Source organism: Amycolatopsis sp. NPDC005232 (genome assembly GCF_040607795.1).
GTDB lineage: Bacteria > Actinomycetota > Actinomycetes > Mycobacteriales > Pseudonocardiaceae > Amycolatopsis.
The window spans coordinates 63,029-88,687 of the sequence record NZ_JBEXHL010000026.1; the positions used below are offsets into that span (position 1 = coordinate 63,029).

General features: G+C 70.5%; 24 protein-coding genes, 2 tRNA genes and 2 pseudogenes. 14 read left to right on the plus strand and 14 right to left on the minus strand.

What is annotated here, in order from left to right; translation table 11 throughout:
• Window positions 1-37: 37 nt before the first annotated feature.
• The gene (locus tag ABZU76_RS36275) at window positions 38-1,480 is read left to right on the plus strand and encodes a hypothetical protein (RefSeq protein WP_354878041.1); all 1,443 of its coding nucleotides are present in this window, start codon (window positions 38-40) and stop codon (window positions 1,478-1,480) included.
• A gap of 76 nt (window positions 1,481-1,556) precedes the next feature.
• Here ABZU76_RS36275 and ABZU76_RS36280 read toward each other — a convergent pair whose 3' ends face one another.
• Window positions 1,557-2,909 (minus strand): fatty acid--CoA ligase family protein, encoded by a 1,353-nt coding sequence (locus tag ABZU76_RS36280; protein WP_354878044.1) that lies wholly within the window; start codon window positions 2,907-2,909, stop codon window positions 1,557-1,559.
• A 300-nt stretch (window positions 2,910-3,209) separates the two neighbouring features.
• Between ABZU76_RS36280 and ABZU76_RS36285 the strand changes: the two genes are divergently transcribed.
• Window positions 3,210-4,280 (plus strand): glycoside hydrolase family 3 N-terminal domain-containing protein, encoded by a 1,071-nt coding sequence (locus tag ABZU76_RS36285; RefSeq protein ID WP_354878047.1) that lies wholly within the window; start codon window positions 3,210-3,212, stop codon window positions 4,278-4,280.
• Here ABZU76_RS36285 and ABZU76_RS36290 read toward each other — a convergent pair.
• Together ABZU76_RS36290 and ABZU76_RS36295 are read right to left on the minus strand one after the other, a co-directional pair.
• Entirely contained in the window at window positions 4,277-5,497 is a 1,221-nt protein-coding gene (locus tag ABZU76_RS36290; RefSeq protein WP_354878050.1) for an MFS transporter, read from the minus strand. The two genes, ABZU76_RS36285 and ABZU76_RS36290, sit on opposite strands and share 4 nt — an antisense overlap.
• Window positions 5,494-5,988 carry a MarR family transcriptional regulator gene (locus ABZU76_RS36295; RefSeq protein WP_354878053.1) on the minus strand — a complete coding sequence of 165 codons (495 nt, stop codon included), beginning with the start codon at window positions 5,986-5,988 and terminating at the stop codon, window positions 5,494-5,496. The genes ABZU76_RS36290 and ABZU76_RS36295 overlap by 4 nt, the downstream gene beginning before the upstream one ends.
• A gap of 201 nt (window positions 5,989-6,189) precedes the next feature.
• Between ABZU76_RS36295 and ABZU76_RS36300 the strand changes: the two genes are divergently transcribed.
• Complete coding sequence (locus ABZU76_RS36300) at window positions 6,190-7,119, plus strand: hypothetical protein (RefSeq protein WP_354878056.1); 930 nt, start codon at window positions 6,190-6,192, stop codon at window positions 7,117-7,119.
• Window positions 7,120-7,220: 101 nt separating this feature from the next.
• A complete protein-coding gene (locus ABZU76_RS36305) occupies window positions 7,221-7,772 on the plus strand; it encodes a hypothetical protein (protein WP_354878059.1) in 552 nt (183 codons plus the stop codon).
• Window positions 7,773-8,199: 427 nt separating this feature from the next.
• On the opposite strand, the gene ABZU76_RS36310 is transcribed toward ABZU76_RS36305, so the two are convergent.
• Together ABZU76_RS36310 and ABZU76_RS36315 are read right to left on the minus strand one after the other, a co-directional pair.
• Window positions 8,200-9,657 carry an alpha/beta fold hydrolase gene (locus ABZU76_RS36310; RefSeq protein WP_354878062.1) on the minus strand — a complete coding sequence of 486 codons (1,458 nt, stop codon included), beginning with the start codon at window positions 9,655-9,657 and terminating at the stop codon, window positions 8,200-8,202.
• Window positions 9,658-9,813: 156 nt separating this feature from the next.
• A protein-coding gene (locus ABZU76_RS36315; RefSeq protein WP_354878065.1) for an IS5 family transposase occupies window positions 9,814-10,682 on the minus strand; the annotation gives its coding sequence in 2 pieces (ribosomal slippage) (window positions 9,814-10,314 and window positions 10,317-10,682; 867 coding nt in all).
• 79 nt (window positions 10,683-10,761) lie between these two features.
• On the opposite strand from ABZU76_RS36315, the pseudogene ABZU76_RS36320 reads away from it, so the two are divergent.
• Window positions 10,762-10,878 (plus strand): annotated as a pseudogene (locus ABZU76_RS36320) (IS481 family transposase); the annotation flags it as partial.
• Between the two features lie 138 nt (window positions 10,879-11,016).
• Window positions 11,017-11,424 (plus strand): hypothetical protein, encoded by a 408-nt coding sequence (locus tag ABZU76_RS36325; RefSeq protein ID WP_354878068.1) that lies wholly within the window; start codon window positions 11,017-11,019, stop codon window positions 11,422-11,424.
• A 15-nt stretch (window positions 11,425-11,439) separates the two neighbouring features.
• Here the strand turns inward: ABZU76_RS36325 and ABZU76_RS36330 are convergent.
• A pseudogene (locus tag ABZU76_RS36330) lies at window positions 11,440-12,308 on the minus strand (IS5 family transposase).
• A 295-nt stretch (window positions 12,309-12,603) separates the two neighbouring features.
• Here ABZU76_RS36330 and ABZU76_RS36335 point away from each other — a divergent pair.
• From ABZU76_RS36335 to ABZU76_RS36350, 4 genes are all read left to right on the plus strand, one after another.
• On the plus strand, window positions 12,604-13,113 hold the full coding sequence (locus tag ABZU76_RS36335; protein ID WP_354878071.1) for an isochorismatase family protein: 510 nt from the start codon (window positions 12,604-12,606) through the stop codon (window positions 13,111-13,113).
• 448 nt (window positions 13,114-13,561) lie between these two features.
• Window positions 13,562-14,920 (plus strand): MFS transporter, encoded by a 1,359-nt coding sequence (locus tag ABZU76_RS36340; RefSeq protein WP_354878074.1) that lies wholly within the window; start codon window positions 13,562-13,564, stop codon window positions 14,918-14,920.
• Window positions 14,917-15,477 carry a TetR family transcriptional regulator gene (locus ABZU76_RS36345; protein ID WP_354878077.1) on the plus strand — a complete coding sequence of 187 codons (561 nt, stop codon included), beginning with the start codon at window positions 14,917-14,919 and terminating at the stop codon, window positions 15,475-15,477. The genes ABZU76_RS36340 and ABZU76_RS36345 overlap by 4 nt, the downstream gene beginning before the upstream one ends.
• 104 nt (window positions 15,478-15,581) lie before the next feature.
• Window positions 15,582-16,181 carry a DUF4232 domain-containing protein gene (locus ABZU76_RS36350; protein WP_354878080.1) on the plus strand — a complete coding sequence of 200 codons (600 nt, stop codon included), beginning with the start codon at window positions 15,582-15,584 and terminating at the stop codon, window positions 16,179-16,181.
• 7 nt (window positions 16,182-16,188) lie between these two features.
• On the opposite strand, the gene ABZU76_RS36355 is transcribed toward ABZU76_RS36350, so the two are convergent.
• On the minus strand, window positions 16,189-16,740 hold the full coding sequence (locus tag ABZU76_RS36355; RefSeq protein ID WP_354878083.1) for an enolase C-terminal domain-like protein: 552 nt from the start codon (window positions 16,738-16,740) through the stop codon (window positions 16,189-16,191).
• A gap of 76 nt (window positions 16,741-16,816) precedes the next feature.
• Between ABZU76_RS36355 and ABZU76_RS36360 the strand changes: the two genes are divergently transcribed.
• Window positions 16,817-17,137, plus strand: coding sequence for a cupin domain-containing protein (locus ABZU76_RS36360; protein ID WP_354878086.1), 321 nt, complete (start codon window positions 16,817-16,819; stop codon window positions 17,135-17,137).
• A 4-nt stretch (window positions 17,138-17,141) separates the two neighbouring features.
• Here ABZU76_RS36360 and ABZU76_RS36365 read toward each other — a convergent pair whose 3' ends face one another.
• A complete protein-coding gene (locus tag ABZU76_RS36365) occupies window positions 17,142-17,603 on the minus strand; it encodes a MarR family winged helix-turn-helix transcriptional regulator (protein ID WP_354878089.1) in 462 nt (153 codons plus the stop codon).
• Between the two features lie 111 nt (window positions 17,604-17,714).
• On the opposite strand from ABZU76_RS36365, the gene ABZU76_RS36370 reads away from it, so the two are divergent.
• A complete protein-coding gene (locus tag ABZU76_RS36370) occupies window positions 17,715-18,191 on the plus strand; it encodes a VOC family protein (protein WP_354878092.1) in 477 nt (158 codons plus the stop codon).
• 103 nt (window positions 18,192-18,294) lie between these two features.
• Window positions 18,295-19,725, plus strand: a complete 1,431-nt coding sequence (locus ABZU76_RS36375) for an FAD-binding oxidoreductase (RefSeq protein ID WP_354878095.1) — start codon at window positions 18,295-18,297, stop codon at window positions 19,723-19,725.
• A gap of 16 nt (window positions 19,726-19,741) precedes the next feature.
• Here the strand turns inward: ABZU76_RS36375 and ABZU76_RS36380 are convergent.
• Window positions 19,742-19,816, minus strand: a tRNA-Val gene (locus ABZU76_RS36380).
• A 26-nt stretch (window positions 19,817-19,842) separates the two neighbouring features.
• Window positions 19,843-19,914, minus strand: a tRNA-Val gene (locus tag ABZU76_RS36385).
• A gap of 305 nt (window positions 19,915-20,219) precedes the next feature.
• On the opposite strand from ABZU76_RS36385, the gene ABZU76_RS36390 reads away from it, so the two are divergent.
• Window positions 20,220-21,188 (plus strand): helix-turn-helix domain-containing protein, encoded by a 969-nt coding sequence (locus ABZU76_RS36390; protein ID WP_354878098.1) that lies wholly within the window; start codon window positions 20,220-20,222, stop codon window positions 21,186-21,188.
• Between the two features lie 6 nt (window positions 21,189-21,194).
• Here the strand turns inward: ABZU76_RS36390 and ABZU76_RS36395 are convergent, their stop codons facing one another.
• The 4 genes from ABZU76_RS36395 to ABZU76_RS36410 all read right to left on the minus strand — a co-directional run bounded on the left by ABZU76_RS36395 (window position 21,195) and on the right by ABZU76_RS36410 (window position 25,568).
• Window positions 21,195-22,226 carry a maleylacetate reductase gene (locus ABZU76_RS36395; protein WP_354878101.1) on the minus strand — a complete coding sequence of 344 codons (1,032 nt, stop codon included), beginning with the start codon at window positions 22,224-22,226 and terminating at the stop codon, window positions 21,195-21,197.
• Window positions 22,223-22,867 (minus strand): dienelactone hydrolase family protein, encoded by a 645-nt coding sequence (locus tag ABZU76_RS36400; protein WP_354878104.1) that lies wholly within the window; start codon window positions 22,865-22,867, stop codon window positions 22,223-22,225. The genes ABZU76_RS36395 and ABZU76_RS36400 overlap by 4 nt, the downstream gene beginning before the upstream one ends.
• Window positions 22,868-22,950: 83 nt before the next feature.
• Window positions 22,951-23,904 (minus strand): VOC family protein, encoded by a 954-nt coding sequence (locus ABZU76_RS36405; RefSeq protein WP_354878107.1) that lies wholly within the window; start codon window positions 23,902-23,904, stop codon window positions 22,951-22,953.
• A 44-nt stretch (window positions 23,905-23,948) separates the two neighbouring features.
• Window positions 23,949-25,568, minus strand: coding sequence for an FAD-dependent monooxygenase (locus tag ABZU76_RS36410; protein ID WP_354878110.1), 1,620 nt, complete (start codon window positions 25,566-25,568; stop codon window positions 23,949-23,951).
• Between the last annotated feature and the right edge of the window lie 91 nt (window positions 25,569-25,659).

Here is a 25,659-nt window from a genome sequence, read left to right on the forward strand (position 1 = left end):
ATCTCCGGCAGCCGGCTCTGACAGGGAGAAACCCGAAATGTTGCGTACTCGAGTTGCGATGCTCGCCGCCCTGGTGGCGACGGGTGTGGCGGCGCTGACGGCGTGCGGTTCCACCGCCGGCACGCCGAGTGCCGCTCCGGCCGGTGCCGGGGGCACCGACACGGCGTCGTCGGTCAACTTCCTGACCGGGACGGCCCAGGAGAACGGCGCGCCGCAGAACACCGGCGACTTCGCCGACCCGTCCGACACCGACGCCGCCGAGCAGTGGGTGGAGCTCGACGCCGGGTCCGCGTCCGGCCTGAACCCGGTGGTGCTGAACGGAAAAGGCTTCCTGCTCTACCGCTTCGACAAGGACAGCCCGAAGCCGCCGACGTCCAACTGCAACGGTGACTGCGCCAAGACCTGGCCGGCGGTCACGGTGAAGGCGGGCGGCAAGGTGTTCCTCAACGGTGTCGACAAGAACGACGTCGGCTTCGTCAAGCGCCAGGACGGCACGCTGCAGGTCACGATCGGCAACTGGCCGGTGTACAAGTTCAGCGGCGACTCGCAGCCGGGCCAGGCCAAGGGCCAGGGCGTGGGCGGCACGTGGTTCGGCGTCACGCCGGAGGGCGGCAAGGCCCAGGCCTCGCAGGAGGGCACCGACCCGACGACCGGCGTCGACTACAAGACCGGTACCGCCAAGGAAAACGGCGCGGACCTGAGCCAGGGCGACGACTACAAGGGCCCGCGCACCGACGACGCCGCGATGAAGTGGGTGCAGCTGACCCGCGGCTCGGCCGGTGGCTTGAACCCGATCGTCCACGACGGTGCCGGCATGACGCTCTACCGCTTCGACAAGGACAGCCCGAAGCCGCCGACGTCCAACTGCAACGGTGACTGCGCTGTGAAGTGGCCGCCGGTGCTGGTGAAGCCGGGCTCGCGCATCTTCGTCAACGGTGTTCCCGCCGCCAAGATCGGCATCCTGACCCGCGCCGACGGTTCCCGCCAGGTCACCATCGGCGGCTGGGCGCTCTACCGCTTCTCCGGCGACAAGAAGGCCGGCGACATCAACGGTGAAGGCGTCGGCGGCACCTGGTTCGCCATCTCGCCGACCGGTGGCAAGGTACTGCCGAAGGGTGGCGCCCCCGCCTCCAGCGGCCAGGCGGCCCCGCCCGCGTCCTCTTCCTCGACCGCGACCCCGCCGTCCTCGAGCACCACGACTCCTCCCGGTGGCGTGACCCTCGGCAACGGCAGCGCGATCCTCGACAGCGGCATCAACTTCTCCGAGCCCAACGGTTCCTTCGGTGTGGCGGGCCCGGGCTGTGTCGCCAACCCGCAGCCGACGCAGGTTTCCTCCATCCAGCTCAGCGGTGGCCCGGTGAAGCTCTGGAAGGGCCCGAACTGCACCGGTCAGTCGATGGTCATCACGGCCAGCGTGGCCGACCTGAGCAAGATCGGTTTCGACAAGCAGGTCGCCTCGATCCGCTTCGGCGACAAGTGAAGTAACCCGTAGCCGAAGAGCCGGCGTGTGCACCGACGGGGGGTGCACACACCGGCTCTTCTTTTATGGGCACTGTTTACGCTATGTGGCGGGAGTGGCCGGACCAGAAGGGTTCGGCCAGTTTTCGTTTGTCCACTTTGCCCACTGGGGTGAGGGGCAGCTCGGCGGTGAAGTCCACGGTGGACGGTACGAAGTGGTCTCCGCCGAGTTCTTCGCGTACGTGGTGGCGGAGTTCGGCTTCGGTGGCTCGGGCTACGACGACGGCGTGAACCAGCTCCCCCTCGCCGTTCTTTCCCGGGACCGCGAAGACAGCCGCGGCTTTGACGGCGGGGTGGGTGAGCAGGGTGTGCTCGATGGCGGTGGAGGCGACCTTGGTGCCGTGCTCGCCGGTGATGATCACATCGGCGATGCGGTCGTGGAGGTAGAGGTAGCCTTCGTCGTCGAAGTGGCCCAGGTCGCCGGTGGGGAGCCAGTCGTCGGCGATCGGGGGTTCGCCGTGGTAGCCGTCCATCATGGACAGTCCGCGGACGAGGATCTCGCCGTTCTCCGTGCGGGCCTCCATGCCGGGGACGATGCGGCCCACGGAGCCGAGCCGGTGGTCCCGGGTGAGCTCTTCGGCCGAGATGCCGGCGATCATTGGTGCTTCGGTGAGGCCGTATCCCTGGCCGACTTTTGCGCCGAAGGTGTCGAGCGCCTGCCTGAGCCTTCTCGGCGGAAGCGGGGCGGCGCCGAGGGAGAGGGATTTCAGGCTGGAGACGTCGGTGCCGGCCAGTGCCGGGCTGTCGAGGACTTTTGCCAGGCGTGGTGGGGTGAGGGAGAGGCTGGTGACGCGGTGGTTTTCGATGTCGCGGAGGAGCTCTTCGGCGTCGAAGCTTGTGCGGAGCACGATTTTGTTGCCACCCAGGAGTGCGCCGAGCGTGGCGGCGTTGCCGGTCATGTGCGTGAGCGGGGCGGTGATGAGGACGGTTTGGGTGCCGTCGGGGGTGAAGATGTGAGCCATGCCGTCGTAGATGCCGGTGTGGCGGATGAGTTTGGGGGTGCCCGTGGTGCCGCCGGTGGGGAAGATCGCGGTGACCCGGTCGGGGATGGTGTCCGGAGTGGACGGTTTGCCGGTGGTGAGCTCGTCGAGGTCGAGGAGGGTGGCGCCGGTCTGCTCGAGGGCTGCTTCCCTGGCCGGCTTGCTGGCTGACGTTGCCACCAGCAGCACTTCGAGCCCCCGCAACTGGGCGGCGACCTGCGCGAGGATCACTTCGGGCCGGTTGGGCGAGTCGATCGCCACGATGCCGGTTGTGCCGCTGAGGCCGGTGTGGATCCGGCGGAGCGTTTCGGCTGCTGCGCCGTAGGTCGTGGCGCGCCCTTCGTGGTGGAAGAGGACGGTGTCGCCACCCTGGTCGAGCATGGTGAGGACGCGGGTCAGGAAGTAGCTCACGTGCGGCACGGTAGCCGTATCTGCTGATGTTCCGGCCCATGCGGTGCGGCAGCAACCCCTGCGGCGACGGATCCGGCGACCCTTGCGGCGAAGACGGAAGGGCGGGGGCTTTCGGTGAGTCCATTCGGCCGATTCAGGGTTGCCGGATCGGTGCAGGCGCGATTGTCGGTGGTGGGCGCGTATCGGGGCAACTCGGCCAGGGCGCCGCACTGGCAGATTTCGGACATCGCGCACCCTTCGGTCGGAGAGTTTTCGCCCGTCACGCGCGGGCGTTACCGTGGGCCCACTGGAGGGAGTGCCATGAAGCGTGTCGTGCAGGTGGTGGCCGCCGTCGCGGTGGCCGTGGTGACGGTGGGGGCGGTGCCTGGGGCGGCGGGCGGCCGGGAGCTGACGCCGAGGCAGCTGGCGGGGCAGCGGGTCATTTACTCGTACGCCGGGTTGACGCCGCCGGTGCAGCTGCTGCAGCGGATTCGCGCGGGTGAAGCGGGTGGGGTGATCTTCTTCGGCGAGAACATCTCGTCGAGCAGCCAGATCGCGGGCGTGGTGAAGCAGCTTCGCGACGCGGCGGCGCAGAGTCCGGTGCGCGGGCCGTTGCTGTTGATGACCGACCAGGAAGGCGGGCAGGTCCGGCGGCTGCCGGGCGAGCCGACGCTGTCGGAGAAGCAGGTGGGGCAGTCGGCGAACCCGGAGGCGGCGGCGAAGGCGGCCGGCACGGGCGCCGGGAAGAACCTCGCGGGCGTGGGGATGAACGTCAATCTCTCGCCCGTGCTCGACGTCTACCGGCAGGCCGGGAACTTCATCGACGAATACGGTCGCTCGTACTCGAGCGACGCCACCAAGGCGGGCACGCTGGGCCGGGACTTCGTCGCCGCGGAGCAGGCCACGGGCGTCGCGTCGACGGCGAAGCACTTCCCCGGGCTGGGGGCGGCTCCGGCGGGGAGCAACACGGACGTCGCGCCGGTGACGTTGAACGTGCCGCTTCCGGAGCTGCGTACGAAGGACGAAGCGCCGTACGCGGGGACGGCCGCGAAGCTCGTGATGCTGTCGTGGGCCGTGTACCCGGCGCTCGACGCGAGCCACCCGGCGGGCCTCTCACCGACGGTCGTGCAGGAAGAACTGCGCCGCCGCGACGGCTTCCGCGGCGTCACCATCACCGACGCCCTCGAGGCCGGCGCCCTCCAGGACTACGGCGACACCGGCAACCGCGCCGTGCTCGCCGCGAAGGCGGGCGTCGACCTGATCCTCGCCTCCGGCCGCGACGTCAACCAGGGCGACGCGGCTGCCGACGCGCTCGCGAAGAACCTCGGCTCGATCCCGGACTTCACGACGTCGGTGGACCGCATTTCGGCTCTGCGCAAGGGGTTGTCCTAGCCTCGAACGGCGAACCGCCGCAAGCTCGGCGTCGTCACGGCGACGGCGGCGACCGCGGCCATGCACAACAGCCCGCCGCTGACGAGCGACGCCAGCGCAGACGTCGGCGCCGCCACCAGCCCCGCGCGCAGGTTGCCGAGGTCCGGCCCCGCCTGTCCGACGATCTGCTCCGCCGCGGCAACCCGCCCGAGCAGCGCGTCGGGCGTGTGCAGCTGCACGACCGTGCTGCGCGAAACCACCGACACCGTGTCCGCGGCGCCGGCCAACGCCAGGAAACCCAGGCCCAGCCACGGATCCGTGGTGAGCCCGAACAGCGTCAGCGCAAGACCCCAAGCGGCCGACCCCACCAGCATCACCAGCCCCGGCCGTGGCAGGCGGGTGAAGACGCCGGAGAACACGGACGCCGCCACGCCGCCGACGGCGATCGCGGTGAGGAACAGGCCGAGGGTGCGCGGGTTGCCGCCGAAGCGTTCGGCGTTGACGAGCGGGAAGAGGCTCGTCGGCATGGACAGGACCATCGCGGCGAGGTCCGTGAGGAGCGCGCCGCGGACGGCGGGGGTGCGGACGAGGAACGCGAGGCCGTCGGCGATGCCGCGCAGGCCGGGGCGCGCGGAGTCGTCGGGTTGCATGGCCGGCAGGCCGAAGGCGCCGTAGAACGCGCAGCCGAACGTCACTGCGTCGACGGCGTAGCAGCCGGTCACACCGACCCAGCCGATGAGTACGCCGCCGATCGCGGGGCCGAGCAACATGCAGCCCTGGAAGGAAATCCGGTTGAGCGCGAGCCCGGCGGCGAGCTGTTCGCGCGGCAGCAGCCGGGGGATGAACGTGCGCGACGCCGGCCCGCTGCCCGCGACGAAACACGACTGCACCGCCAGGATCGCCAGCACCCCGCCGACGGGGAACCCCGGCACCGCGCTCTGCGCGACCAGCAGCACCGAGCACGCGGCCTGCGCCACCGTCATCACCAGGTAGAACCGCCGCCGGTCGACGCGGTCCACGAGAGTGCCCGCGAACAGCCCGAACGCGACGATCGGCAACGCCTGCGCCAGCCCGACGGCGCCCGTCCACACGGTGCTGCCCGTGCGTTCCCAGACCTGGAACAGCACGGCCACGAGCGTCAGTTGCGCGCCGAGCACCGAGCACGTGCGCCCGATCCACAGCCGCCGAAACTGCGGCGAAGTGCGCAACGGCGTCACGTCGAGCAGCTGCGCTCTCATCGCCAGGCCTCGTCACCTTCGAGCTTCTCGGCGATGCGGTCGTGGAAGCTCTTGCGCGCCAACGCTTTCTCGACGTCCCCGACCACCTTGCTCAACGGGTACGGGATCTCGGCCTCGAGGTCGGCCAGCACTGCCTCCGTCGCGCGCCACTCCGCCGCGAGCCGGCCGACGATCTCCTCGGCCTTGGGCGTGAGCACCACCTTCTTGCTGCGCGCGTCGTCGCCCGTGGTGGTGGTGACCAGGCCGGCTTTGCGCATGGCGGCCACCTTCTGGCTCAACGCCGAGTGCGTCCGCTCGACCGACGCCGCCAGCTCGGTGATCGTCATCGGCCCGCGCGCGTGCAGGCGCAGGAGCTCCATGACGAAGCTCGGTTTGAGGCCTTCGATGCCGCGCTCGGTGTAGAGGCGGCCGATGTCGTCGTCCATCGCGTGCTGGAGCAGGCGCATGGGGCGCCAGAGGCTCTGCTCGGTGGGATCGGTGAACTCGGGCATGAGGGGGAGTGTAACAGGACTTATATAAGTGCTGTTGTAACGGGGCTGTTCGAGTGAAGGTGTTCCGCTGGCTGGGAAATTGGCCGATTCGTTGTGGTTCAAGGGAAATCTTGTTCTTCAATGCCGGTTCGGAAGTCGATCACGCGGGTACTTTTCCGGCGCTGGCAAAGGATTCCCCACCGCTGCCGGCTTGGAGGATGCGTGCGTCACGAGCCGAGGTTCACCCGTCGAGCGGTATTCACGGCGGCGTTCGCGGGGATGGTCGTGAGCGCGTGTGGGGCGGTGTCGCGACGGGTTCCGGCGGGGGCGTCACCGCCGTCCTCTTCGCAGCCGCCACTGTCGCCGCCACCGCCCCCTCCGCCGCCGAACGCGCTGGCCACGAGCCTGCTCGTCGGCTACTGCGGTGCGCCGCACGCGAAAGCCCTCGGCGAGATGACCGGTGATCTCGCGGCGGCCGGGCGCAAGCTTCTCGGGCAGGCGGGGGCGTACCGGCAGGCGGTGACGCCCGTCGTCGAGCTCATCGCGACGGCCGCCCACCGCACGCCCGGCCCCGACGGCATGTACCGCACCCGCGCGTCCGATGCCACGATCGCCGGCTACCTCGCCGAAGCGCGGGCGCTCAAGGGTGTGCTGCTGCTCAACATCCAGCCCGGCCGCGCGGATTTCCTGCCCGAGGTGCGGGCGTACGAGCGGTGGCTGGCCGAGCCGGACGTCGGCGTCGCGCTCGACCCGGAGTGGGCCGTCGAGCCGGGGGTGGTGCCGGGTGAGAAGTTCGGGCGGACGACGGGCGCGGAGCTCGACGGCGTCGCGGCCTACCTCGCCCGGCTTGCCCAGGACCGTCGGCTGCCCGACAAGATCATGGCCTACCACCAGGTCGCGGCTTCGATCGTCCGCGACGAGGCCGCGTTGGGGCCGCACCCGGGTGTGTCCATCGTGAAGGTCGTCGACGGCATCGGCAGCGCGGCCGCGAAGAAGGCGACCTGGCGCACGCTCATGGCGGCCAAACCGGCGCACGTGCTGGCCGGCTTCAAGCTGTTCTACGAGGAGGACACGCGTCACGGCGCAGCGCTGATGACCCCGTCCGAGGTACTCGCGCTCACGCCGAAACCCGCGTACGTCGTGTATGAGTAAGCGCCCCCGATCCGGGTGACACCCACGCGTGTGGTCATCCGCTCGGCGCCGGGAGGAACGGGCACTCTTGCTGGGGACCCTCCACGACGGGAGCAGCTCGTATGCAGGCCTGGTGGCCCCTCGCGACGGTCGCCGCGGTGTTCGCGGCGCTCGCCCTGGTGCACCTCCGCCGCTCGGCCCTGCCGCGCGGCCCCAGGCAGCCGGCCGAGGCGCCTTCGGTCCGGCGGCTGCTGTCGCCTGAACCGCCTGGTGCGGTCGCGCCGCGCGGTCGGGCCCGCCACCGCCTGGAGCCGGCCGCGCGCTCCCGCGGTGAGGTCGACCCTCTGGCGCGCTACCCCGTAGCGCGGCAACGCCCGGTGCCCAACGTCGTCGCCCAGCACCTCGGCGGCCTTGGCCCGACGCCGACGCAACCGTTCGCGCTCCCGCAACCCCGCAACCGCGGCACCGACTCGCGGAACTGGCCCGCCGCCGCGCCCCCGCGCCCGACCCCGCCGACCCGTCGCCGCACCCGCCCCGGCAAGATCATCATCGACCCGGCCTGGCCGGGGCCCCCGGTTTCCCGGTCCCGCCCGGCGGCTCCCGATCCGTCCGGACGGGACCGGGAACCGCGCACCTGGCCCAGCCGACGCGACCGTGACCGCCCCGACGATTGACGACGGTTTCCCGGCACGGAGATCTGACATCGGAACGATGATCGTGGCGACCCCGGCTTCGGAGCGGAGTCGTGGAGCTGTATGCCGCTTCGGCGATCCGCGCTGGTCCGGGTGTCGTGGAGATCGGAGCAGCTCCGGCGGTTGACGGCGGCCGGAATCAGGGTCGTCGTGATCGGGGAGCCGAGATCACGGCGGTAGGGAACGGAATCGCTCGGTGTTCGGCGGCGTCGTGATGGAGATCAGCCGAGATCAGAGCCGCCGCGACCCGCGGCCCCGGAGATCGCAGTCACCCGGACGATTGACGGGCGCCACCGCCGGGTACGTCAGGGATAGCCCGCCGCTGTGGTCCCTCCCCCCACCTCTGCGGCGGCGGGCGCGGGCCGGGCCCCCGACTGCGGGGCCCGGCCCTGCCACAGTCCTATGTGGACTAAATTGCCGGCTCGCCCGGGCAGCTGCCCGTGGCAGTCCGCCCGGTGCTGAAGAACTCCACCGCCTTCGACCCGCACGCCACGAGGTCGAGGGAGCCGTGCGCGCCGTTGTCGACGGTCAGGAGCGAACCGCCGAGGTGGCGGCGCATGTCCTGCGCCCAAGACGCCGGGGTGGTCGTCTCCGTGCGGTGGGCCACCAGTTGCAGCGGACTCGTCCCGCGAACCAGGTGCCACGGCTGCTTCGGCAACGGCCACCCCGCGCACCAGTGCTGGTAGCCGGCCATGCCGTGGAACAGCGGCGACGAAGCCTGCCGCTGCTGCTCCTCGCGCCACATGGCGGGTTCGCTCGGGTCGGCGCCCTGGTCGTTGCACAGCACGGAAACCTGCATGAGCAAGCCGGCGAAGTGGCTGTCCTCGAGGCCGAACCCGGTGAACTCCGGCTCGTTCCCGACGAGCGGCGGGTTCTTGCCGTCGCGAAGGGCGGTGAGGGTGTCGGCCATGGCGGGCCAGTGGGATTGCTGGTAGGTCAGCACGGTGCGGAGGTTGCCGCCGCTGAACGTGAGCGGTTTGCCGTCGGCGGTGACCTGGCGCGGGTGGGCGTCGAGGTCGGCGGCGAGGGCGGTGACGTCGGTGCGGATCTTCGCGGCGTCGGTGCCGAGGTGGTACTGGCCGTCGCGCGCGGCGAGCCAGGCGGCGAAGCGGGAGAAGTTGGCTTCGGCGGCGTCGACCTGGCCGTTGTTCATCGTGCGGAGGCTGAAGTCGGGCGGCATCACGGAGTCGAGCAGCATGCGGTCGACGTGCTGGTCGTAGCGGCTGCGGTACACGGCGCCGAGCGCGGTGCCCCAGGACACCCCGTAGAAGCTGATCTTCTGCTCGCCCAGCGCGATCCGGATCTGGTCGAGGTCGCGCGCGACCACGTCGGTCGACAGGCTCGCGATGAACTCCGGGTCGTAAGCGGTGCAGCGGGCGTTCTGCTTGGCCGTCTGCGAGTAGCCCTGCCGGTACTGCTCGGCCGGCGGCGCGCTCGGGTCGGGATTCGGGCCGTCCTCCGGTGCGACGTCGCACTCCTTGCCGTCGCTGAACCCGACGCCGCGTGGGTCGAAGCCCACGATGTCGTGGTCCACGCCCATGCCCGCCACGGTCGTGTGGCTCAGGGTGAGCGGCATGTCGAGCCCGGAGTTGCCCGGCCCGCCGGGGTTCACGACGATCACCCCCTGGCGCTTCTCCGGCGACGTCGCCTTCAGCCGGCTGACCATCAGATCGAGGCGGCGGCCGTCGGGGTGGGCGTAGTCGAGCGGAACGGAGACCTTCGCGCACTCGGTGCGCGCGTCGGTCTGGTCCCACTCCTTGATCAGGGTGCGGCACGGGGTCCAGGCGAGTGCCGCGTGCGCGGGCGTGGCCGCGACGACTGCGGGCAGTGCGATGGCGACCGCCAGCAAGAGGACGAGCTTCTTCATGATGATCATGATCGCGGCGCGCGAGGCGGGCTGCCTCGGGCGATCGGGTCACAAACCCGGCCGATCGGCTGATGTGCCTTCCTCGAGGCAGCCGGGCGCGACGGTTGTCGGCGGTTGATCGTCTGCGGCATTTCCGGCTAGGCCCTGTCCTGTAAGTCATCGGAGCCAGAGGACGATCGCGGCAATGGTGAGTTCAGCCTGGTAGTAGGCGGCGCGTTTGGCGTAGCGGGTGGCCAGATCACGGAACTGTTTGAGCCGGTTGAAGCACCGCTCAACCACGTTGCGCTGCTTGTAGGCCTCGGCATCGAAAGCCGGTGGTCGCCCGCCGCGGGAGCCTTTGGCTGCACGGCGGGCGATCTGGTCCGCGCGCTCCGGGCTGACGAAGTTGATCCGACGGTCTCGCATTGCCTCCCGGGTCGAGGGATGTGAATATGCCTTGTCCGCGATCACTGTCTCCGGGCGGCACCGCGGACGCCCCGGCCCAAGACGGGCGACGCTGATGCCATCCAGCAGCGGCAGCAGCTGCGGGTTGTCTCCGGCCTGGCCTGGAGTGAGCAGGATCCGCATCGGCAGGCCGCGCGCCTCGACGGCAAGGTGGATCTTCGTGCTCAGCCCGCCGCGGGACCGGCCGAGTCCTTCCCCGTCGATGACGAGGGTTTCGATCTCGTCGCTGCATCCCCTTTTTTCCGGGCGCCAGCGGAATGCTGGTGCGCCCGGACCACGCTGGAGTCGACCGAGACGACCCATTCGAGGTCGCCGACAGCGTCGTCTTTCACGATGACGTGGTCAAGGATCCGATCCCACGTGCCGTCCTGGGTCCACAACCTCAGTCGCTCGTGCGCGGTTTTCCAGGGTCCGTAGCGTTCAGGCAGGTCACGCCACGGAGCACCGGTGCGCAGCTTCCACAGGATCGCGTTGATCACCTGGCGGTGATCACGCCACCGCCGGCCACCGCCCTGCTGAGGTGGCAGCAACGGCTCGATCACCGCCCACGCCTTATCCGTCAACTCACCTCGACCAACCACCGAGCACAACTACCAGACACACAGCTCAACCACTTACAGGACACGCCCTAGGAGCTGTCCTGTAAGTCATCGGAGCCAGATCTACCGCATGGTCACCGACAACGGCGCCTGCTACCGCGCGAACGACTTCGCCGCCGTCCTGCGCGGGGCCCGGCATCAGCGGATCACGCCCTACATCCCACGCCACAACGGGAAAGCCGCTGGGGTGGCTGGTCGGTGATCCGCCAGCGCGAAGAGCTCGCTGGCCCTTGCCTATCGGCTGCACGACTTCTAGCATTCGAATGGATTTCGTCCAGAACTTACCAATGGGGGAAAACCGATGAGAAGAGTCAGCATGACCGTGGCCGCCGCAGCGGCTGCTCTTACTCTCGTCGCCGCGCCCACGGTCGCCGCAGCGGCACCGGCCGGCGCAGCTGCCTACCCCACCTCCTACTTCCTGGTAAAGGACGGCACGGGTGGCTACTTCTCCGGCAGGGTCACCTGGTACAACCGCTCCGTCGGCATCGTGGGGTCGTTGAACTCCAGCGGATGCGAGCGGGCCCTCGCGAGGTCGCTGGTGGACACGAAACAGCTTGACGCGAAGAGCACGAGCCTGCGCTGCAATACCGTCACCTCGTTCAACGTTTCCCTTTCCGCGGACGTTCCCGGTGGAGCGAATCGCGTCTATGTCGACCTCACCGACGAGTACGGCGCAGTGCTGGACTTCCAGAATTGTTTTCTTGGCTCCGCAGACTGCGTCTAGGAGCTGTCCTGTGAGTCATCGGAGCCAGAGCACGATGGCGGCGATGGTGAGTTCGGCCTGGTAGTAGGCGGCGCGTTTGGCGTAGCGGGTGGCGAGGTCTCGGAACTGCTTGAGCCGGTTGAAGCAGCGTTCCACGACGTTGCGCTGCTTGTAGGCCTCAGGATCGAACGTGGGTGGTCGCCCGCCGCGGGAGCCTTTGGCCGTGCGGCGGGCGATCTGGTCATGGCGCTGCGGGCTGACGAAATTGATCCGCCGCTGCCGCATCGCCTCACGGGTCGAGGGATGCGAATACGCCTTGTCCTCGATCACTGTGTCCGGTCGCGACCGGGGGCGACCCGGCCCGAGCCGGGCGATGCTGATGCCGTTGAGCAACGGAACCAGCTGCGGATTGTCTCCGGCTTGGCCCGGGGTGAGCAGGAACCGCATCGGCAGGCCACGCCCGTCGACGGCGAGGTGGATCTTCGTGCTCAGCCCGCCGCGGGACCGGCCGAGTTCTTCCCCGTCGACGACGATGGCTTCGACCTCGTCGCTGCATCCCCTTTTTTCCGGGCGCCGGCCGAGTGCTGGTGCGCTCGGACAACACTCGAATCGACCGAGACGACCCACTCAAGATCACCAACGGCGTCGTCTTTGACAATGACGTGGACGAGGATCTTGTCCCAGGTGCCGTTCTTGGTCCACAACCGCAACCGTTCATGCGCGGTCTTCCACGGCCCATAACGTTCAGGCAGGTCACGCCACGGAGCACCGGTGCGCAGCTTCCACAGGATCGCATTGATCACCTGGCGGTGATCACGCCATCGCCGGCCACCACCGGACACCGGCGGCAACAACGGCTCGATCACCGCCCACGCCCGATCCGTCAGCTCACCCCGCCCAACCACCACACACGATTACCAGACCCACAGCTCAACCACTTACAGGACACGCCCTAGAGGGGCCGTACCGCGACAAGAGGGCCTACGACCTGTTGGTGCGGTGCGAAACCGGCGTGCCCGCGCTCACCGGCACGGTACGAGCGCGAACGGAGGCGTTCGACGCGCTCGCCGGGTAGGTGGGGTTTCCGCTGTACTACACGGTTTGCGGCGGCACGCAGCTTCCTCGCCGTGCAGAACGATCGCGGCTGTGCGCCGATGTGACGGACGCGTTTTTGTCGGGGGTGGGTGCGATGCTTCCGGCATGGTCCCCGTGCTGCTCTTGATCGACGTCCAGAACAACATGCTCCTCCCGCCCGAACCGGTGCCTTCCGCGGCCACCGTCGCCCCGGCGATCGCCGCGGTGCTTTCCCGCGCGCGTGCCGCCGGCGCGCCGGTGGTGCACGTGCGCAACAACGGCACCGGCGACGATCCCGACGTGCCCGGAACGCCGGGCTGGACCTTGATCCACGACGTCCTTCCGGGCGAACACGTGGTGGACAAGACCACACCCGACTCCTTCGCAGACACCCCTCTGTCGACCCTCGTGCCCGCCGGCGCGCCCCTCGTCGTCGCCGGCATGCAGAGCGATTTCTGCGTGCGCGAGACAACCCTGGAAGCCCTCCGGCGCGGCCACCCGGTCACCTTGGTCACCGACGCCCACGCGACCTACGACGGCTCCGTTCCCGCCGCGGAGGCCTCCGCGGCGGTTGCCGCCGAACTGGTCACAGCGGGCGCCTCGCTGGCCTCGAGCGAGGTGGTCCACTTCGGCTGACAGGGATCACAGCCGCCGCGCGGCCGGCCCGGGAGTAGGGTAAGTCATCAGGTGATGACATCAACTGATGACTGAGGTGTGCCGCGATGTCCGAGATGGGCGAACTGCGTGGAACACCCTGGCGGCTCGCGAAATGGGAGCCGCCAGGGTGGGCGTGTGAGGTGACGTCGCGCGGGTTCTTGCCTGGCGGGCAGCGGTCGTCGGGGCGATCCGGGTGCGGTCTCGGCGACTTGCCTGCGAGTGAGTTGGCGGACCGTCGGGCGTTCGGTGTGCCCGCTGCGGGGCTTTTGTGAGCGGGCAGCACGAGCGTTCTGTACGCGCGTCAGGCGAGACGCCGGAGTGCCCTGCGCCCGGGTCTGGCGACGCACCGCAGTGCTCCGCGAGCGGCGCGGGCGAGGCGGGGAAGTTGGCTGAGAGCCGCGCGGCTGAGCGAACCGCGCGGGGGTTGGTGCCCACGTTGGTGTTCCTCGGGCTCGTCGTGGCGGTGATCAGCAGCCTGGGGGCGCCGCTGATTCCGGCGGTGGCCGTGGTGCACGGGGTGTCGCTGGGGGATGCGCAGTGGTCGTTGACGGTGACGTTGGTGGTCGGGGCGATGGTCACACCGGTGATGGGGCGGCTCGGCGACGGGCCGGCGCGGCGGGGCGTGATGCTGGCCGGGCTGGGGCTGGTGGTGCTGGGGTGTGTGCTGGCGGCGTTGCCGTTCGGGTTCGTGGCGTTGCTGGTGGGGCGGGGGTTGCAGGGCGCGGGACTGGGGCTGACGCCGCTGACGATCGTGGCGGCCCGGGAAGCGTTGGTGCCCGCGAAGGCGCGGCCGACGATGGCGATCTTGTCGATCACGACGGTCGCCGGGGTCGGGCTCGGGTATCCGGTGACCGGGCTGATCACGGAGCTGGGTGGGCTGCAGGCGGCGTACTGGTTCGGTGCCGTCGTGGCGGCGGTTGCGCTGGTGGCGGCGATCAAAGTGGTGCCCCATGCCGTGAACGCCGAGGCGAAGCGGCTCGACGTGCCGGGGGCGGTGCTGCTGGGGGCGGGTCTCGGGGCGTTGCTGCTGTGGATCAGCAAGGGTGAGGAGTGGGGCTGGGGTTCGGGCGCGTCGGTCGGTTCGGTGATCATCGCGGTGGGCGCGCTGGTGGCGTGGGTGTGGCACGAGGGACGCAGCAGTCACCCGCTGGTGGAGCTGCGGTTGTTGCGGCGGCCGGGGGTGCTCGCGGCCGACGTCGCGGCGCTGTTGTCCGGCACGGGGATGTACCTGCTGACGTCGTTGATGGTGCAGTTCGTCCAGACGCCGCCGGTCGACGGCGGGCTCGGCGGGTCCGTGGTGGTGGCCGGGCTGGTGTTGCTGCCGTTCTCGATCGGGAGCCTGCTCGCCAGCCGCATCGCGCCGCCGGTGATCCGGCGGGGGCGGGGGCGCGTGCTGATCCCCGGCGCTTCGCTGGTCGGTCTGGTGAGCGTCGGCGTGTTCGGTTTCGTGCGCCACGACTACGTGGTGCTCATCGTCGTCATGGCGGCCACGGGCCTGGCCGTCGGCACGGTTTTCGCCGTGCTGCCCGGCATGATCACGCGCGGGACGCCCCCGCACGAGACCGGTAGTGCGATGAGCTTCAACCAGGTGCTGCGCTACGTCGGTTACTCCACCGGCAGCGCGCTCAGCGCCGCGATCCTCGTCGGGCACACGCCGGACGGCCGGCACTTCCCGAACGCCCTCGGCTACACGGTCGCCGCCTTCGCCGGGGTGGCGGTATGGGTGCTGGCTGCCGTGTTCGGCATGCTGCTGCCCGGAAAAACGACCGAAGGAGCGCGCGGATGACGGACCGACCCACACCGCGCCGTCGGGATGCCGGGCGGACGCGGGCCGCTTTGCTGGCGGCCGCGGCGGAGTTGTTCGCGGAGCGCGGGTATGCGCAGGCGACGATTCGCGACATCGGCGAGCGGGCGGGTGTCGATCCGGCGATGATCGCGCGGTATTTCGGAGGGAAGGCGCAGCTGTACGTCGCCGTGTTGCAGGAGGAGACGGGGGACGAGGGGCTCGCGGATCTGGGGGACGCCGAGCGGTTGCGCGGGCTGGTCGGGCGGGCGGTCAGGCAGGGGCCGGGGCCGCTGTACCAGGTTGCGCTCCAGCCGCACCACGACGTGAAGGCCAACGAGTTTTCGCGGGAAGAGCTGCATCGCCGGATCGTGACGCCGCTTGCGCGTCGGCTGACCTCGGAGGGGGTCGAGCAGGCGCAGGCGCGTGCGGAGTTGCTGACAGCGGCGTTCGTCGGGGTGCTGATCGGGCGGACGTCGGGTGCGCTGCCGGAGCTCGCGGCGCTCGACGAGGAGAGCCTCACGGCGTTGGTGACCCGGCTCGTGTCCTCTATGGAGTGAACCGGGCACGGAAAATGCCTCCAAGTACCGGAACCCGTTTCGGGGTCGGCCGTCCTGGGTAGTGAGGAGGCGGCGTGGGAGCCGCCCACGAAGGGGAGTGCAACATGCGGGGTAAGACGATCGTTCCGGGTATCGCGGTGCTGTTCGCGTTGACGGCCTGTTCGAGCACCACACCACCGTCGGCCGGCGCGCCGCAGCCGGCCCAGAACGCGCCCGTGTCGTCGGCGGTGAACGCGGAAAAACCGGCAGTCCATCAAGAGACCCAGCAAGACAAGGACGTCCAGCAGTCCTTCCACGCCGAGCTCACCATCCAGGACCAGGGCCTCGGCCTGCTCGCCCTCGAGAACACCGGCAAGGACCCCGTGACGATCCAGGGCTGGCCGGCGCTGCAGTTCCTCGCCGCCGACAACTCACCGCTGAAGGTGCCGACGCAGAACGTCGACATCCCCGGCGCGGGCCCGTCCATCACGCTGCGCCCGGGCACCAACGCGTTCGCCGGCGTCAAGTGGGAGACAGGCGACAAGGCCAGCACCGACACGTTCGTCGCGACCACCCTCAAGCTCACCCCGCCCCACGGCACGAGCGCGACGGTCGTCGACGTGATCGGCACGGACGGCAAGAAGGTCGGCTACCCCGAGTTCGATGTCACCTCGGTCAAGGTCGGCACACTGCAGCCCAGCACGCAGGGTGTCCTCGTCTTCTGACCATGTCTCACCGGACGCGCAGGTCATCCAACGCGGACAGGTCCCACAACATCCCGTGGCCCGGCCGGTCCGGAGGGGATACGAGTCCGTTGTGGACGGTCAACGCCTCCTGCAGCACGTCCTCGATCAGCGGGAAGTGCTCCACGTACGGGCAGTTCGGCACGGCCGCGGCCAAATGGACGTGCAGCTCCGGCAGGAAGTGCGGGTTCAGCGTCGCACCGAACGCCTCGGCGATGGCCGAGATCCGCAGCCATTCGGTGACACCACCCGTCAGCGGCACGTCCGGCTGCAGCACCGAAGCGGCCCGCGCGTGCAGGTACGCGGCGAACTCGAAACGTCCGTGCAGGTGCTCGCCGACCGCGACGGGCATCCGCAGGGCGGCGGCGAGCGTCGCGTGTCCGGTGACGTCGTCCGACGAGAGTGGTTCCTCCAGCCAGTAAACGCCCAGGTCCGCCAGCCGGGTTTCCGCGCCCGACGGGCTTTCCTCGGCGCAGTTCATCCACGGCCGCCTGAACCCCGCGTGGATCGGCGAGCGCAGCGCGAACTCGCCGATCGGCAACTACCCGGGGGCCGAGACCGAGCGCGCGTTCGACGCGATCGCGGACAACGCCGACGGCAGCGACGTCGACGGCGTCGTGCTGGAGTACACGAACCCGTGGACCGGCGGCCCGGTGATGCCGACGGTGTCGTGCCGCATCCAGCGGCTCGTCCCCGGCTTCCGCGGTGCGGCCCGCCGGCACACCGCCGGTGCGATCCTGCACGCCGTGCGCGGCGAGGGCACCACGATCGTCGACGGCCAGGAGATCACGTGGGGCGAGAAGGACATCTTCGTGGTGCCGTCGCGGGCGAGGTATGAGCATGTGAACTCGTCGAAATCGGAAGACGCGGTGCTGTTCTCGTACTCCAACGAGCCGGTGGTGCGTGCGCTCGGCCTGTACCGCGAAGAGCTGCTCTGAGTGCTCAGTCCTGGTAGTCCAGCAGCCCGCGGTGGTGCGCCAGCAACGACTTCAGGCTGTCGACGAGCTGCTTGCGCTCGGTGGTGTCGAGGCCTTCGAGCATCCGCTCGTTGACCTCCACCGCGCGCCCAGCCGCCTCCGCGTAGAGGGCGCGCCCTGCGCTCGTCAGCCGCACGACGCGGCGGCGGGCGTCTCCGGGGTCCTTCACCTGGCTGACCAGCCGGCGGGCGACGAGCCGGCGGATCACGTCCGCGGCCGTCGAGCGGTCGAGGCGGGCTCGGGAGCGCAGCGTCGTCTGCGTCAGCGGGCCCTCGTGGGCCAGCGCGTGCAGCACCGCGAACTGCGGCGAGGTGAGGCCGCCGGGGAACACGTCGGACCAGATGGCGACGTGCAGTTGCTGCGTGGTGCGCAGCAGGTGCCCGATCATCCCGTAGAGGTCGAACTCGACCGGATCGGACTTCGCCATCGCCGAACACCCCCGCCCGCGGACTGGTCGTCCGGATACGGACGAACTCCGGGCGAAGGATACAAGCCGCCTGCTCAGCCGGGGTCGGGGCGCACTGGCAGGATCCGCGCCATGAGCACTTTCCCCGCGCTCGACGGCGTGCACCACCACAAGTACCCGGTCACCGACCTCGCCCGGAGCCTGGCGTGGTGGGAGCGCGTGTTCGGCGCGCGGCGGCAGCCCGAATGGGACCACCGCACGCCCGAGGGGGTGTTGTTCGCGTACCTGCTTCGGGTGCCGGGGCTGGCCGACCCGGTGGAGCTGCGGCTGGCGCCCGGCTCGGCGGCCGCCCTGGCGGGGTTCGACCCGCTGACGCTGGCCGTCGCGGACGAGGCCGCGGTACGGGCGTGGGCGCGGCACTTCGACGCGCTGGAAGTGGCGAACTCCGGAGTACTGCGGGGAATCACCGGCTGGCTCGTCGCGACCGCCGACCCCGACGGCGTGCCGATCCGGCTCTACAGCAGGGCGTCGCACGAGTGGGATCCCGAAGGCGCCGACCTGGGCAGCCCCTGGACGGCGCCGCTGCCGCGGGATGTCCCGGCCCGGTGAGGTGCCCCATCGTCCCTTCGCGACGGTGACCTCCGTCGCAAGTCTGATTCGCGTTTCACGGGCCCGGTGAGGCTGGGTCCGTCGAGCGCGAAAGGCGAAGCGGATGAGGCCTTACGAGACGGCGGCGTCGGAGTCGCTGAGCCCGGCCGAGGTCGCCGGGCTGGCGAGGCGGCTCACCGGTCCGGTCGTGTTGCCCGGCGACGCGGGGTTCGACGCGGAGTGCGCGACCTTCAACCTGGCCACGCCGATGCGGCCCGCCGTGGCCATCGGGGCGACCACGGAGGCCGACGTGCGGGAGGCGGTGCGGTTCGCGGCCGACCGGGCGCTGCCGATCGCCGTGCTCACCACCGGGCACCAGGTCGTGAACCGAGCGCGCGGCGCGGTGCTGATCACACTGTCGCGAATGGACGCCGTGGAGGTCGAGCCGGTGGCCGGGATCGCTCGTGTGCAGGGTGGCGCGCGCTGGAGCCAGGTCACCGAACGGGCCGGCGAAAGCGGGCTCGCGGGGGTGAGCGCCGCGTCACCCACGGTCGGGGTCGCCGGCTACCACCTCGGTGGCGGGCACAGCCCGATTCTCGGGCGGACGCAGGGATACGCCGCCGATCACGTGCGCGCGTTGCGGCTCGTCACGGCCGACGGTGCACTGCGCGAGGTGACCGCTGACGCCGAGCCCGAGCTGTTCTGGGGCGTGCGGGGTGGCAAGGGGAACTTCGGCGTGGTCACGTCGATGGAGTTCGCACTGTTTCCCGTGAGGTCCTTCTACGGCGGCGGCTTGTTCTTCGCAGGCGAGCACGCCTCGACGGTCCTGCACACTTGGCGGGAGTGGGTGCCGGCGCTGCCGCGGGAGATGTCGTCGTCGATCGCCTTCCGGCATCGCTCACGGCCGGCGGAGTTCGTGGTCCACGTGCGGTTCTCGTCGCTCGGTTCGCCCGCCGAGGCGAAAGCCGCGCTCGCGCGGCTGCGGGCGCTCGCCCAGACTGTGCGCGACACCGTCGCCGAGACCGCGTACCGCGACGGCCACCGCCTGCACCTGGACCCGTCGGCGCCGGTGGGTTGGCTGGAGCGCTTGGCGGCGCTGCGGTCGTTCCCGGCCGAGGCGGCCGACGCGCTGCTCGCCGTGGCTGGCCCGGATTCCGGCACCGAGCCGGGTTTCGTGGAGCTGCGGGCGCTGGGCGGGGCGCTGGCCGACGAGCCCGCCGTGCCGAACGCCGTCGCCGGCCGTGGTGCGCCATGGGCCCTCGTCGCGTCCGGTGGGCGGGAGGCCGGCGCTCGGCTGGACGCCCTCGTGGAGACGCTCGCGCCGTGGTCGCAGGACGAGCGGAACGCCAACCTGCTGGCCGCCGGCGACGCCACGACTCCCGCCGAGGTGCGCGCCGCGTACGGTTCCGCGCGCTACGAGCGGCTCGCGCAGCTCAAGCGGCGCCACGACCCGCAGAACCTGTTCCGCGTCAACCACAACATCGCGCCGGCGGCCAGCCCGCCGGTGCCCTGGACAGCACGGCCCTGGACAGCACGATGGCCCCGGATCGAGTGATTCGGGGCCATCGTGGTGGTGGGCGATACTGGGATCGAACCAGTGACCTCTTCGGTGTGAACGAAGCGCTCTCCCCCTGAGCTAATCGCCCTCCAGGTGAGTCCACATCGGACTACGTGCGCGATACTGGGATTGAACCAGTGACCTCTTCCGTGTCAGGGAAGCGCTCTCCCGCTGAGCTAATCGCGCGCTGTCGGGAAACCAGCTTAGCGAACCCCTTCCGGGCCCCGTCACGGGGGCCACCCTCCCGCCGCGCCGTGGTCCAAGCGACCCCGTGTGGGGGCCGAAGGGGATCGGCTGGGGACACCGGCCGGGGCCCGAACGGACTGGCCGGCGCGGGGCGAAAACCGCCCGCCCGCGAGACGAGTTGACAAACCCCGCAGCTCGGCGGACGATAACGGAAATGTGCTCTGACGGCGAGGAAAAATAGCGCCGTTCGGTTCCGGTTCAGGTGTCCGGCGCCGATTTCGGAGTAGGCGGCTGTGAGGTGGCGGATGCGGCACGGCGAAGCACCTTCGACTACCACCGCCGCTCACCCTGAGTACAACGCGCTCGGCACTTCCGGCTGGAGCGCGCTGCTCGCCCAGTCGCTGCTCGCGTTCACCGTCGAGTCCGACGATCCGCAGCACTTCCGGGGGTACCTGCGCAACCGCAAGATCGCCGACGTCGACTTCATCGAGATGGCCACCGGCCGCCACGTCGCGCACCGCAGCGCCGACACGATCGCCCGCGACTGCCGCCCCGACTACGTGCTGTGCCTGCAGGTCGCGGGCGTGGGCGAGTTCCATCAGGGCAGCCGCACGGCTGTGCTGCAGCCCGGTGACCTCACGGTCTTCGACGGCACGCGCCCCGCGACGGTGGTCAGCAGCGCCGACTACCGCAACGTCTGCATCAAGTTCCCGCAGCGCCTGCTGCGGCTCCCGCGCTCGCACGTCGACCAGCTCACCGCCGCCCGCATCAGCGCGCGCGACGGGCTGGCCCCCGCGACCGGCGCGCTGCTGATGACGCTCGGTCACGTCATGGAGGACATCTCCGGTCGCACGCGATACCTCGCCGCCCGCAACGCGCTCGACCTCGTCTCGACCATGTTCGAAAGCATTCTGGACGTGTCCGGCGATGACGGAAAAACCGAGGGGAACGTCATTCCCGGACAAATCCGGGAATACATCGACGAACACCTCGGCGACCCGGAATTGTCACCCGCGGCCATCGCCTCCGCGCAATTCATCTCGCTGCGGAAACTGCAGGGCATCTTCCAGCAGAACGGCACCACTGTTTCGGCCTGGATCCGCACGCGCCGCCTCGAGCGGGGCCAGCGCGACCTCGTCTCGTCCGGCGAGCTGTCGGTGGCGGCCATCAGCCGGCGCTGGGGGTTCAAGACGCCCTCGCACTTCGGGCGCGCGTTCAAGGACGAGTACGGCGTGACGCCGGCCGAGTTCCGCCGCGTGGCCTCGGCCGGTTGACGGCCGTCACGCGCAGGCGGCCCGCAGGATCCGCTCCACCGCGCCGGCGTCCACCGGCCGCGGGTTCGGGATGGGCAGCAGCTCGCACACGGCCGTGACGGCCTCGTCGAGCCGGTCGAGCGGGAACCCGACCGAGCGCAGGTCCGCCACCGCCCCCACCTGCCGGTACAGGGCCTGGAGCCCGGCGACGGCGTCGTCGGCACCGAGCGCGCCCGCGATGGCCCGCCCGGCGTCCGGCGCCGCGGCGAGGTTGAACGCGAGCACGTGGGGGAGCACGGCGGCGTGGGTTTCGGCGTGGGGCAGGTTGAAGGCGCCGCCGAGCGCGTGGCAGATCTTGTGGTGCAGCCCGGACCCGGCCACGGCGAACGCCGAGCCGGCCAGGTAGGAGCCGTAGAGCAGCTGCTCACGCTGCGCGGCTCCGGACGCGCGAAGCCCGGCCGCGAGCACGCGGATGCCTTCCGCGGCGACGAGCGAAGTGACCGGATTGGCGCCGGGTGCCCAGAACGCCTCGACGCAGTGCGCCACCGCGTTGAGCGCCGAGGACACCGCGAACGGCCGCGGCAGCGTGGCCGTGAGGTCCGGGTCGTAGACGACGGCGCGGGGCAGCACACGGTCGTCGCGCCCGGTCTGTTTGCGGGCCGCGCTCGTCGTGCCCCATACCGCCGTCACCTCCGAGCCCGCGTACGTCGTCGGCACGCAGACCAACGGGAGGCCGGTGGTGAGGGCGACGGCTTTGCCCGTGCCGGTGGTCGAGCCGCCGCCGACCGTGACCAGCCCGTCGACCGAATGCAGCGCGGCAGCCCGGCGGGCGGCCTCGGCCACGTCGACCGGCACGTGCGGCCGGACGTCGTCGAACCGCACCACCACGCGGTCGGCGACCTCGCGCGTCACTTCGTCGGCTGACGGCGCGCCGGCGATCACCATGAGCCGGACCAGGCCGAGCTCCGCGACCTCGGCCGCGAGGTTCCGCGCGGCCGCGCCGCTCGCGAACCGCACCCGGACGGGCAACGCGCGGTAGACGAACTCCACCGTGCTCACGGGCCCGGAATCCCGGCCAGCAGCGCGGCCGCCGAGGTGGTGGCCTCGGTGGTGATCACGTGCTCGTCGCCGGGGTCGATGCGCAGGTCGACCGACGCTCCCAGCCGCGTCAGCGCTTCGGCGGTCCAGTGGACCCGCTCCGCGGCGACCCACGGATCGTGCTCGATGCTGCGCACCAGCGCGGGGACCCCGTCGAGGGGGTTCTCCGGCGCGGCGTCGATCTCGGCCGGGCCCAGGTAGCCGCCGGTGAACAGGACCAGGCCACCCACCCGCGGGTGCTCGTGCACGGCGAACTGCGCGAGCAGGCAGGCGCCCTGCGAGAACCCCCACAGCACGATCCGCCGCCGGTCGAAGCCGTCGGCCTCGATGGCGGCGAGCGTGGCCCGCACGGCCGCGAGCGCGTGGGTCAGGTCGGGTTCGTTGTCCTGCAGCGCAGCGGTGAACGGCAGCGGGTACCAGGTGTCGCCGGCGGCGTGGGGCGCGTAGTAGCGCACGCCCGGCGCGTCGATGTCCTTCGCGACGCCACGCATGAAGTCCGGCGTCTGCCCGCGGCCGTGCACGGCGAGCACGGCAACGCGGGCGTGTTCGCGCGGCTCGCCCCACTGCTGCACGGGCCGGGTCAGGTGCTTGTTGTCGGACAAACCTTCGTTCCTCTCGCCCCGGAATGCACCGCTGAGAACCACGGCAGCCCTCCGGCGGGGGGTCCCACCGGAGGGCCGTCACGTCAGACCTCGATGTGCTCGAGCTTTTCGAAGATCTCCGCGCGGCGCGACTCGAACTGCTCGGGCAGCTGGAACGCGGTGCCCAGTTCCTGCGGCGACTCGTCGCAGGTCCAGCCGCCTTCGGCGTGGGTCACGGCGAGCTCGAACAGCGCGCCGCCGGGGGTGCGGACGTAGACCGACTTGAAGTACTTGCGGTCCTTGAGTTCGCTGATGTCGGTGTAGCCGGCGCCTTCGACCTGGAACTTCACCTCGTCCTGGTTGGCCAGTGTGCCGAGGTTCCACGCGAAGTGGTGGATCGTGCCGGCGCCGTAGCGCCAGGTGCCCTGCTCGTCGGTGTTGTTGACGATCAGCTCGACGTTGTTGCCGATCTTCTCGCCGCCGATGCGCAGCGCCACGCGGTCGCCTTCTTCGGTCAGCGCGCTGTCGCCGAAGAACGTCTCCTGGCTGAACTCGACCATCCGGTCCGGCGTCGCCACGTGCACGCCGACGCCGTGGATGCCGTGGATCGCGTGCTCGGGCGGCACGCCGTTGCCCGGGTGGCCCACGCGCGGGTCGCCGTCGTTGCCGACCAGCACGTACTCGATGCCGCACGGGTGGCGGAACAGCAGGCGGCGGTCGCCGAACACCTCGGCGTCGTGCACCTCGACCTTGTGCTCGGTGAGCCGCTGGTGCCAGTAGGACAGCGACGTCGAGGGCACCGACAGCTGGACCTCCCGCGCCTGGTTCGTGCCACGCTTCCCGAACAGTCCGGCCTGGGCCCACGGGAACGAGGTCACCACGGACGACGGATCGCCGGCCGCGTTGGAGTAGTAGAGGTGGTAGATCGGGGTCGAGCCGTCGAACAGCACGGTCCGCTTGATGAAGCGCATCCCGAGCGTCTTCACGTGGAAGTCGACGTCTTCCTGCGCGGTGCCGACGGACAGCGTGACGTGGTGGCTGCCTTCGATGTGGGCCATGGGATTCCTTTCCGGAGGGTGGGTGCCGGGTGTGTCCGGCGGGCTCAGCTGTGGACCGCTGGTTCGGCGGCGCGGGGCAACGCCGCGTGACCGAGCGCCGAGGTCAACGCGGTGGCGACCGTTTCGGCCGCCACCTGAGTGTCGTCCGAAGCGCGCCACGCGACCACTCCGTCGGGGCGGACCAGGACCAGCCCGGTGGGGCCGATGCCATACGCCGCGCAGAATCCGCCCGTGGTGTCGGTGAAACTGTCGGCGCGGCCGACCCGGTGGACGTCGAGCGCGATCCCGGTCGCTGCGGCGGCGGCCGTCGCCGCGGCGGCCCATTCGTCGGCGCCGGCCGGTGCGAAAGCCACGAACCGGCGGCCGAACAGGTCATGGGTCGAGATCGGTGCGCCGTCGCGCGTGAGGACGTGGTGCGGGGCGCGGCTGCCGGGCGAACCCGCCAGCTCGCGGGGGTTTCCGTGCACCTGGCCGGGGACGTAGCGGTAGCCAAGGTCGATGTCGGCGTCACCGACGAGCGGTTCCATCCCTCCCGCGGCGAGGAACGGCGCCGCGCGCGTGACGTAGCGGGCGTAGGCCTGTTCGACGGTGAAGCGAGCGACGGGCCGACGCTCGGTTTCGTACGTGTCGAGCAAGCCAGGACCGGCGGTGCCGTCGAGCGCGGCCTTGAGCTTCCACGCGAGGTTGTGCGCGTCGTGGATTCCGGTGTTTCCGCCGTAGCCGCCATAGGGCGGCATCGAGTGCGCGGAGTCGCCGACGAGGAACACGTTGCCGCTGGAGAACCGGTCGGCGGTCTGCGCGGTCGCCTCCCACTTCATGACGTCGTCGATCTCCACGTCGATGTCGGGCACGCCCAGCGCGGCGCGGACGAGCTCCACGCAGCGCTCGTCGGTGAGGCCGGTCCAGAGGTCGCTGTCGGGGTGCCGCGGGTCGCCGAGCCCGTGCACCGCGAGGAAGCCGGACCGGTACGGCTTTTCGATGCGGAAGAAGCCCTGCAACGTCGGGTTGACGACCATGATCACGCCGAGGCTGCGCTCGCGCAGCAACGCGGCCATCTCCGCGTGGAAGTAGATCGTCACGCTCTTCGAAAGCACGCCGTGGCCGCCGAGGCCGATGCCGAGCCGCTCGCGGATGCCGCTGTGTGCGCCGTCGGCCGCGATGAGGTACCGCGCTCGCACCGTGGACGTGGTCCCGGTCGCGCGGTCGCGGAGCACGGCCGTGACTCCGTCGCCGTGGTCGGTGAAGCTCGTGACCTCCGTGCCGAACCGGGTCTCGGCGCCGAGCTCCCGCGCCCGTTCGGCGAGCACCGGCTCGATGGCGACCTGGGTCGCGAAGAGCCGCCGGCACGGGCTGAGGTCACGCACGCCTTCGTTCAACGTCGGCAGGTACCAGGCGATCTCCTTGCCCGCCAGCGTCTCCACGGCCATGATGGCCGCCTCCTGGTCGAACTGTTCCGCGGACCGGCGCTGGATCACGTCTTCGATGCCGGCTTCGCGAAGGATCTCCATCGAGCGCTGGAGGATGAGCGCGGCGCGCGGGTGGATCGCGCTGCCCGGGTGGCGCTCCACGACCAGCGAGGGAATTCCCTGCTGGCCGAGGAGCACCGCGCTGGTCATCCCGATGAGACTGCCACCGACGATGAGAACAGGAACGTCGTGGTCCACTCCGGCCACCTCTTTCCTGAGGGTGTTTCTGGGGGTAGTGAGTCCACTGTAGAAAGTGCTTACTCGGTCCGCATCAGCGTGACGCGCACGG

Coding starts and splice junctions, on each gene's coding strand:
- ABZU76_RS36365 (WP_354878089.1), bottom strand. CDS start 17,603: ATGGCGAAGTCCGATCCGGTCGAGTTCGACCTCTACGGGATGATCGGG.
- ABZU76_RS36290 (WP_354878050.1), bottom strand. CDS start 5,497: ATGAGAGCGCAGCTGCTCGACGTGACGCCGTTGCGCACTTCGCCGCAG.
- ABZU76_RS36370 (WP_354878092.1), top strand. CDS start 17,715: ATGAGCACTTTCCCCGCGCTCGACGGCGTGCACCACCACAAGTACCCG.
- ABZU76_RS36305 (WP_354878059.1), top strand. CDS start 7,221: ATGCAGGCCTGGTGGCCCCTCGCGACGGTCGCCGCGGTGTTCGCGGCG.
- ABZU76_RS36310 (WP_354878062.1), bottom strand. CDS start 9,657: ATGAAGAAGCTCGTCCTCTTGCTGGCGGTCGCCATCGCACTGCCCGCA.
- ABZU76_RS36375 (WP_354878095.1), top strand. CDS start 18,295: ATGAGGCCTTACGAGACGGCGGCGTCGGAGTCGCTGAGCCCGGCCGAG.
- ABZU76_RS36405 (WP_354878107.1), bottom strand. CDS start 23,904: ATGGCCCACATCGAAGGCAGCCACCACGTCACGCTGTCCGTCGGCACC.
- ABZU76_RS36295 (WP_354878053.1), bottom strand. CDS start 5,988: ATGCCCGAGTTCACCGATCCCACCGAGCAGAGCCTCTGGCGCCCCATG.
- ABZU76_RS36335 (WP_354878071.1), top strand. CDS start 12,604: ATGGTCCCCGTGCTGCTCTTGATCGACGTCCAGAACAACATGCTCCTC.
- ABZU76_RS36390 (WP_354878098.1), top strand. CDS start 20,220: ATGCGGCACGGCGAAGCACCTTCGACTACCACCGCCGCTCACCCTGAG.
- ABZU76_RS36325 (WP_354878068.1), top strand. CDS start 11,017: ATGACCGTGGCCGCCGCAGCGGCTGCTCTTACTCTCGTCGCCGCGCCC.
- ABZU76_RS36275 (WP_354878041.1), top strand. CDS start 38: ATGTTGCGTACTCGAGTTGCGATGCTCGCCGCCCTGGTGGCGACGGGT.
- ABZU76_RS36345 (WP_354878077.1), top strand. CDS start 14,917: ATGACGGACCGACCCACACCGCGCCGTCGGGATGCCGGGCGGACGCGG.
- ABZU76_RS36285 (WP_354878047.1), top strand. CDS start 3,210: ATGAAGCGTGTCGTGCAGGTGGTGGCCGCCGTCGCGGTGGCCGTGGTG.
- ABZU76_RS36350 (WP_354878080.1), top strand. CDS start 15,582: ATGCGGGGTAAGACGATCGTTCCGGGTATCGCGGTGCTGTTCGCGTTG.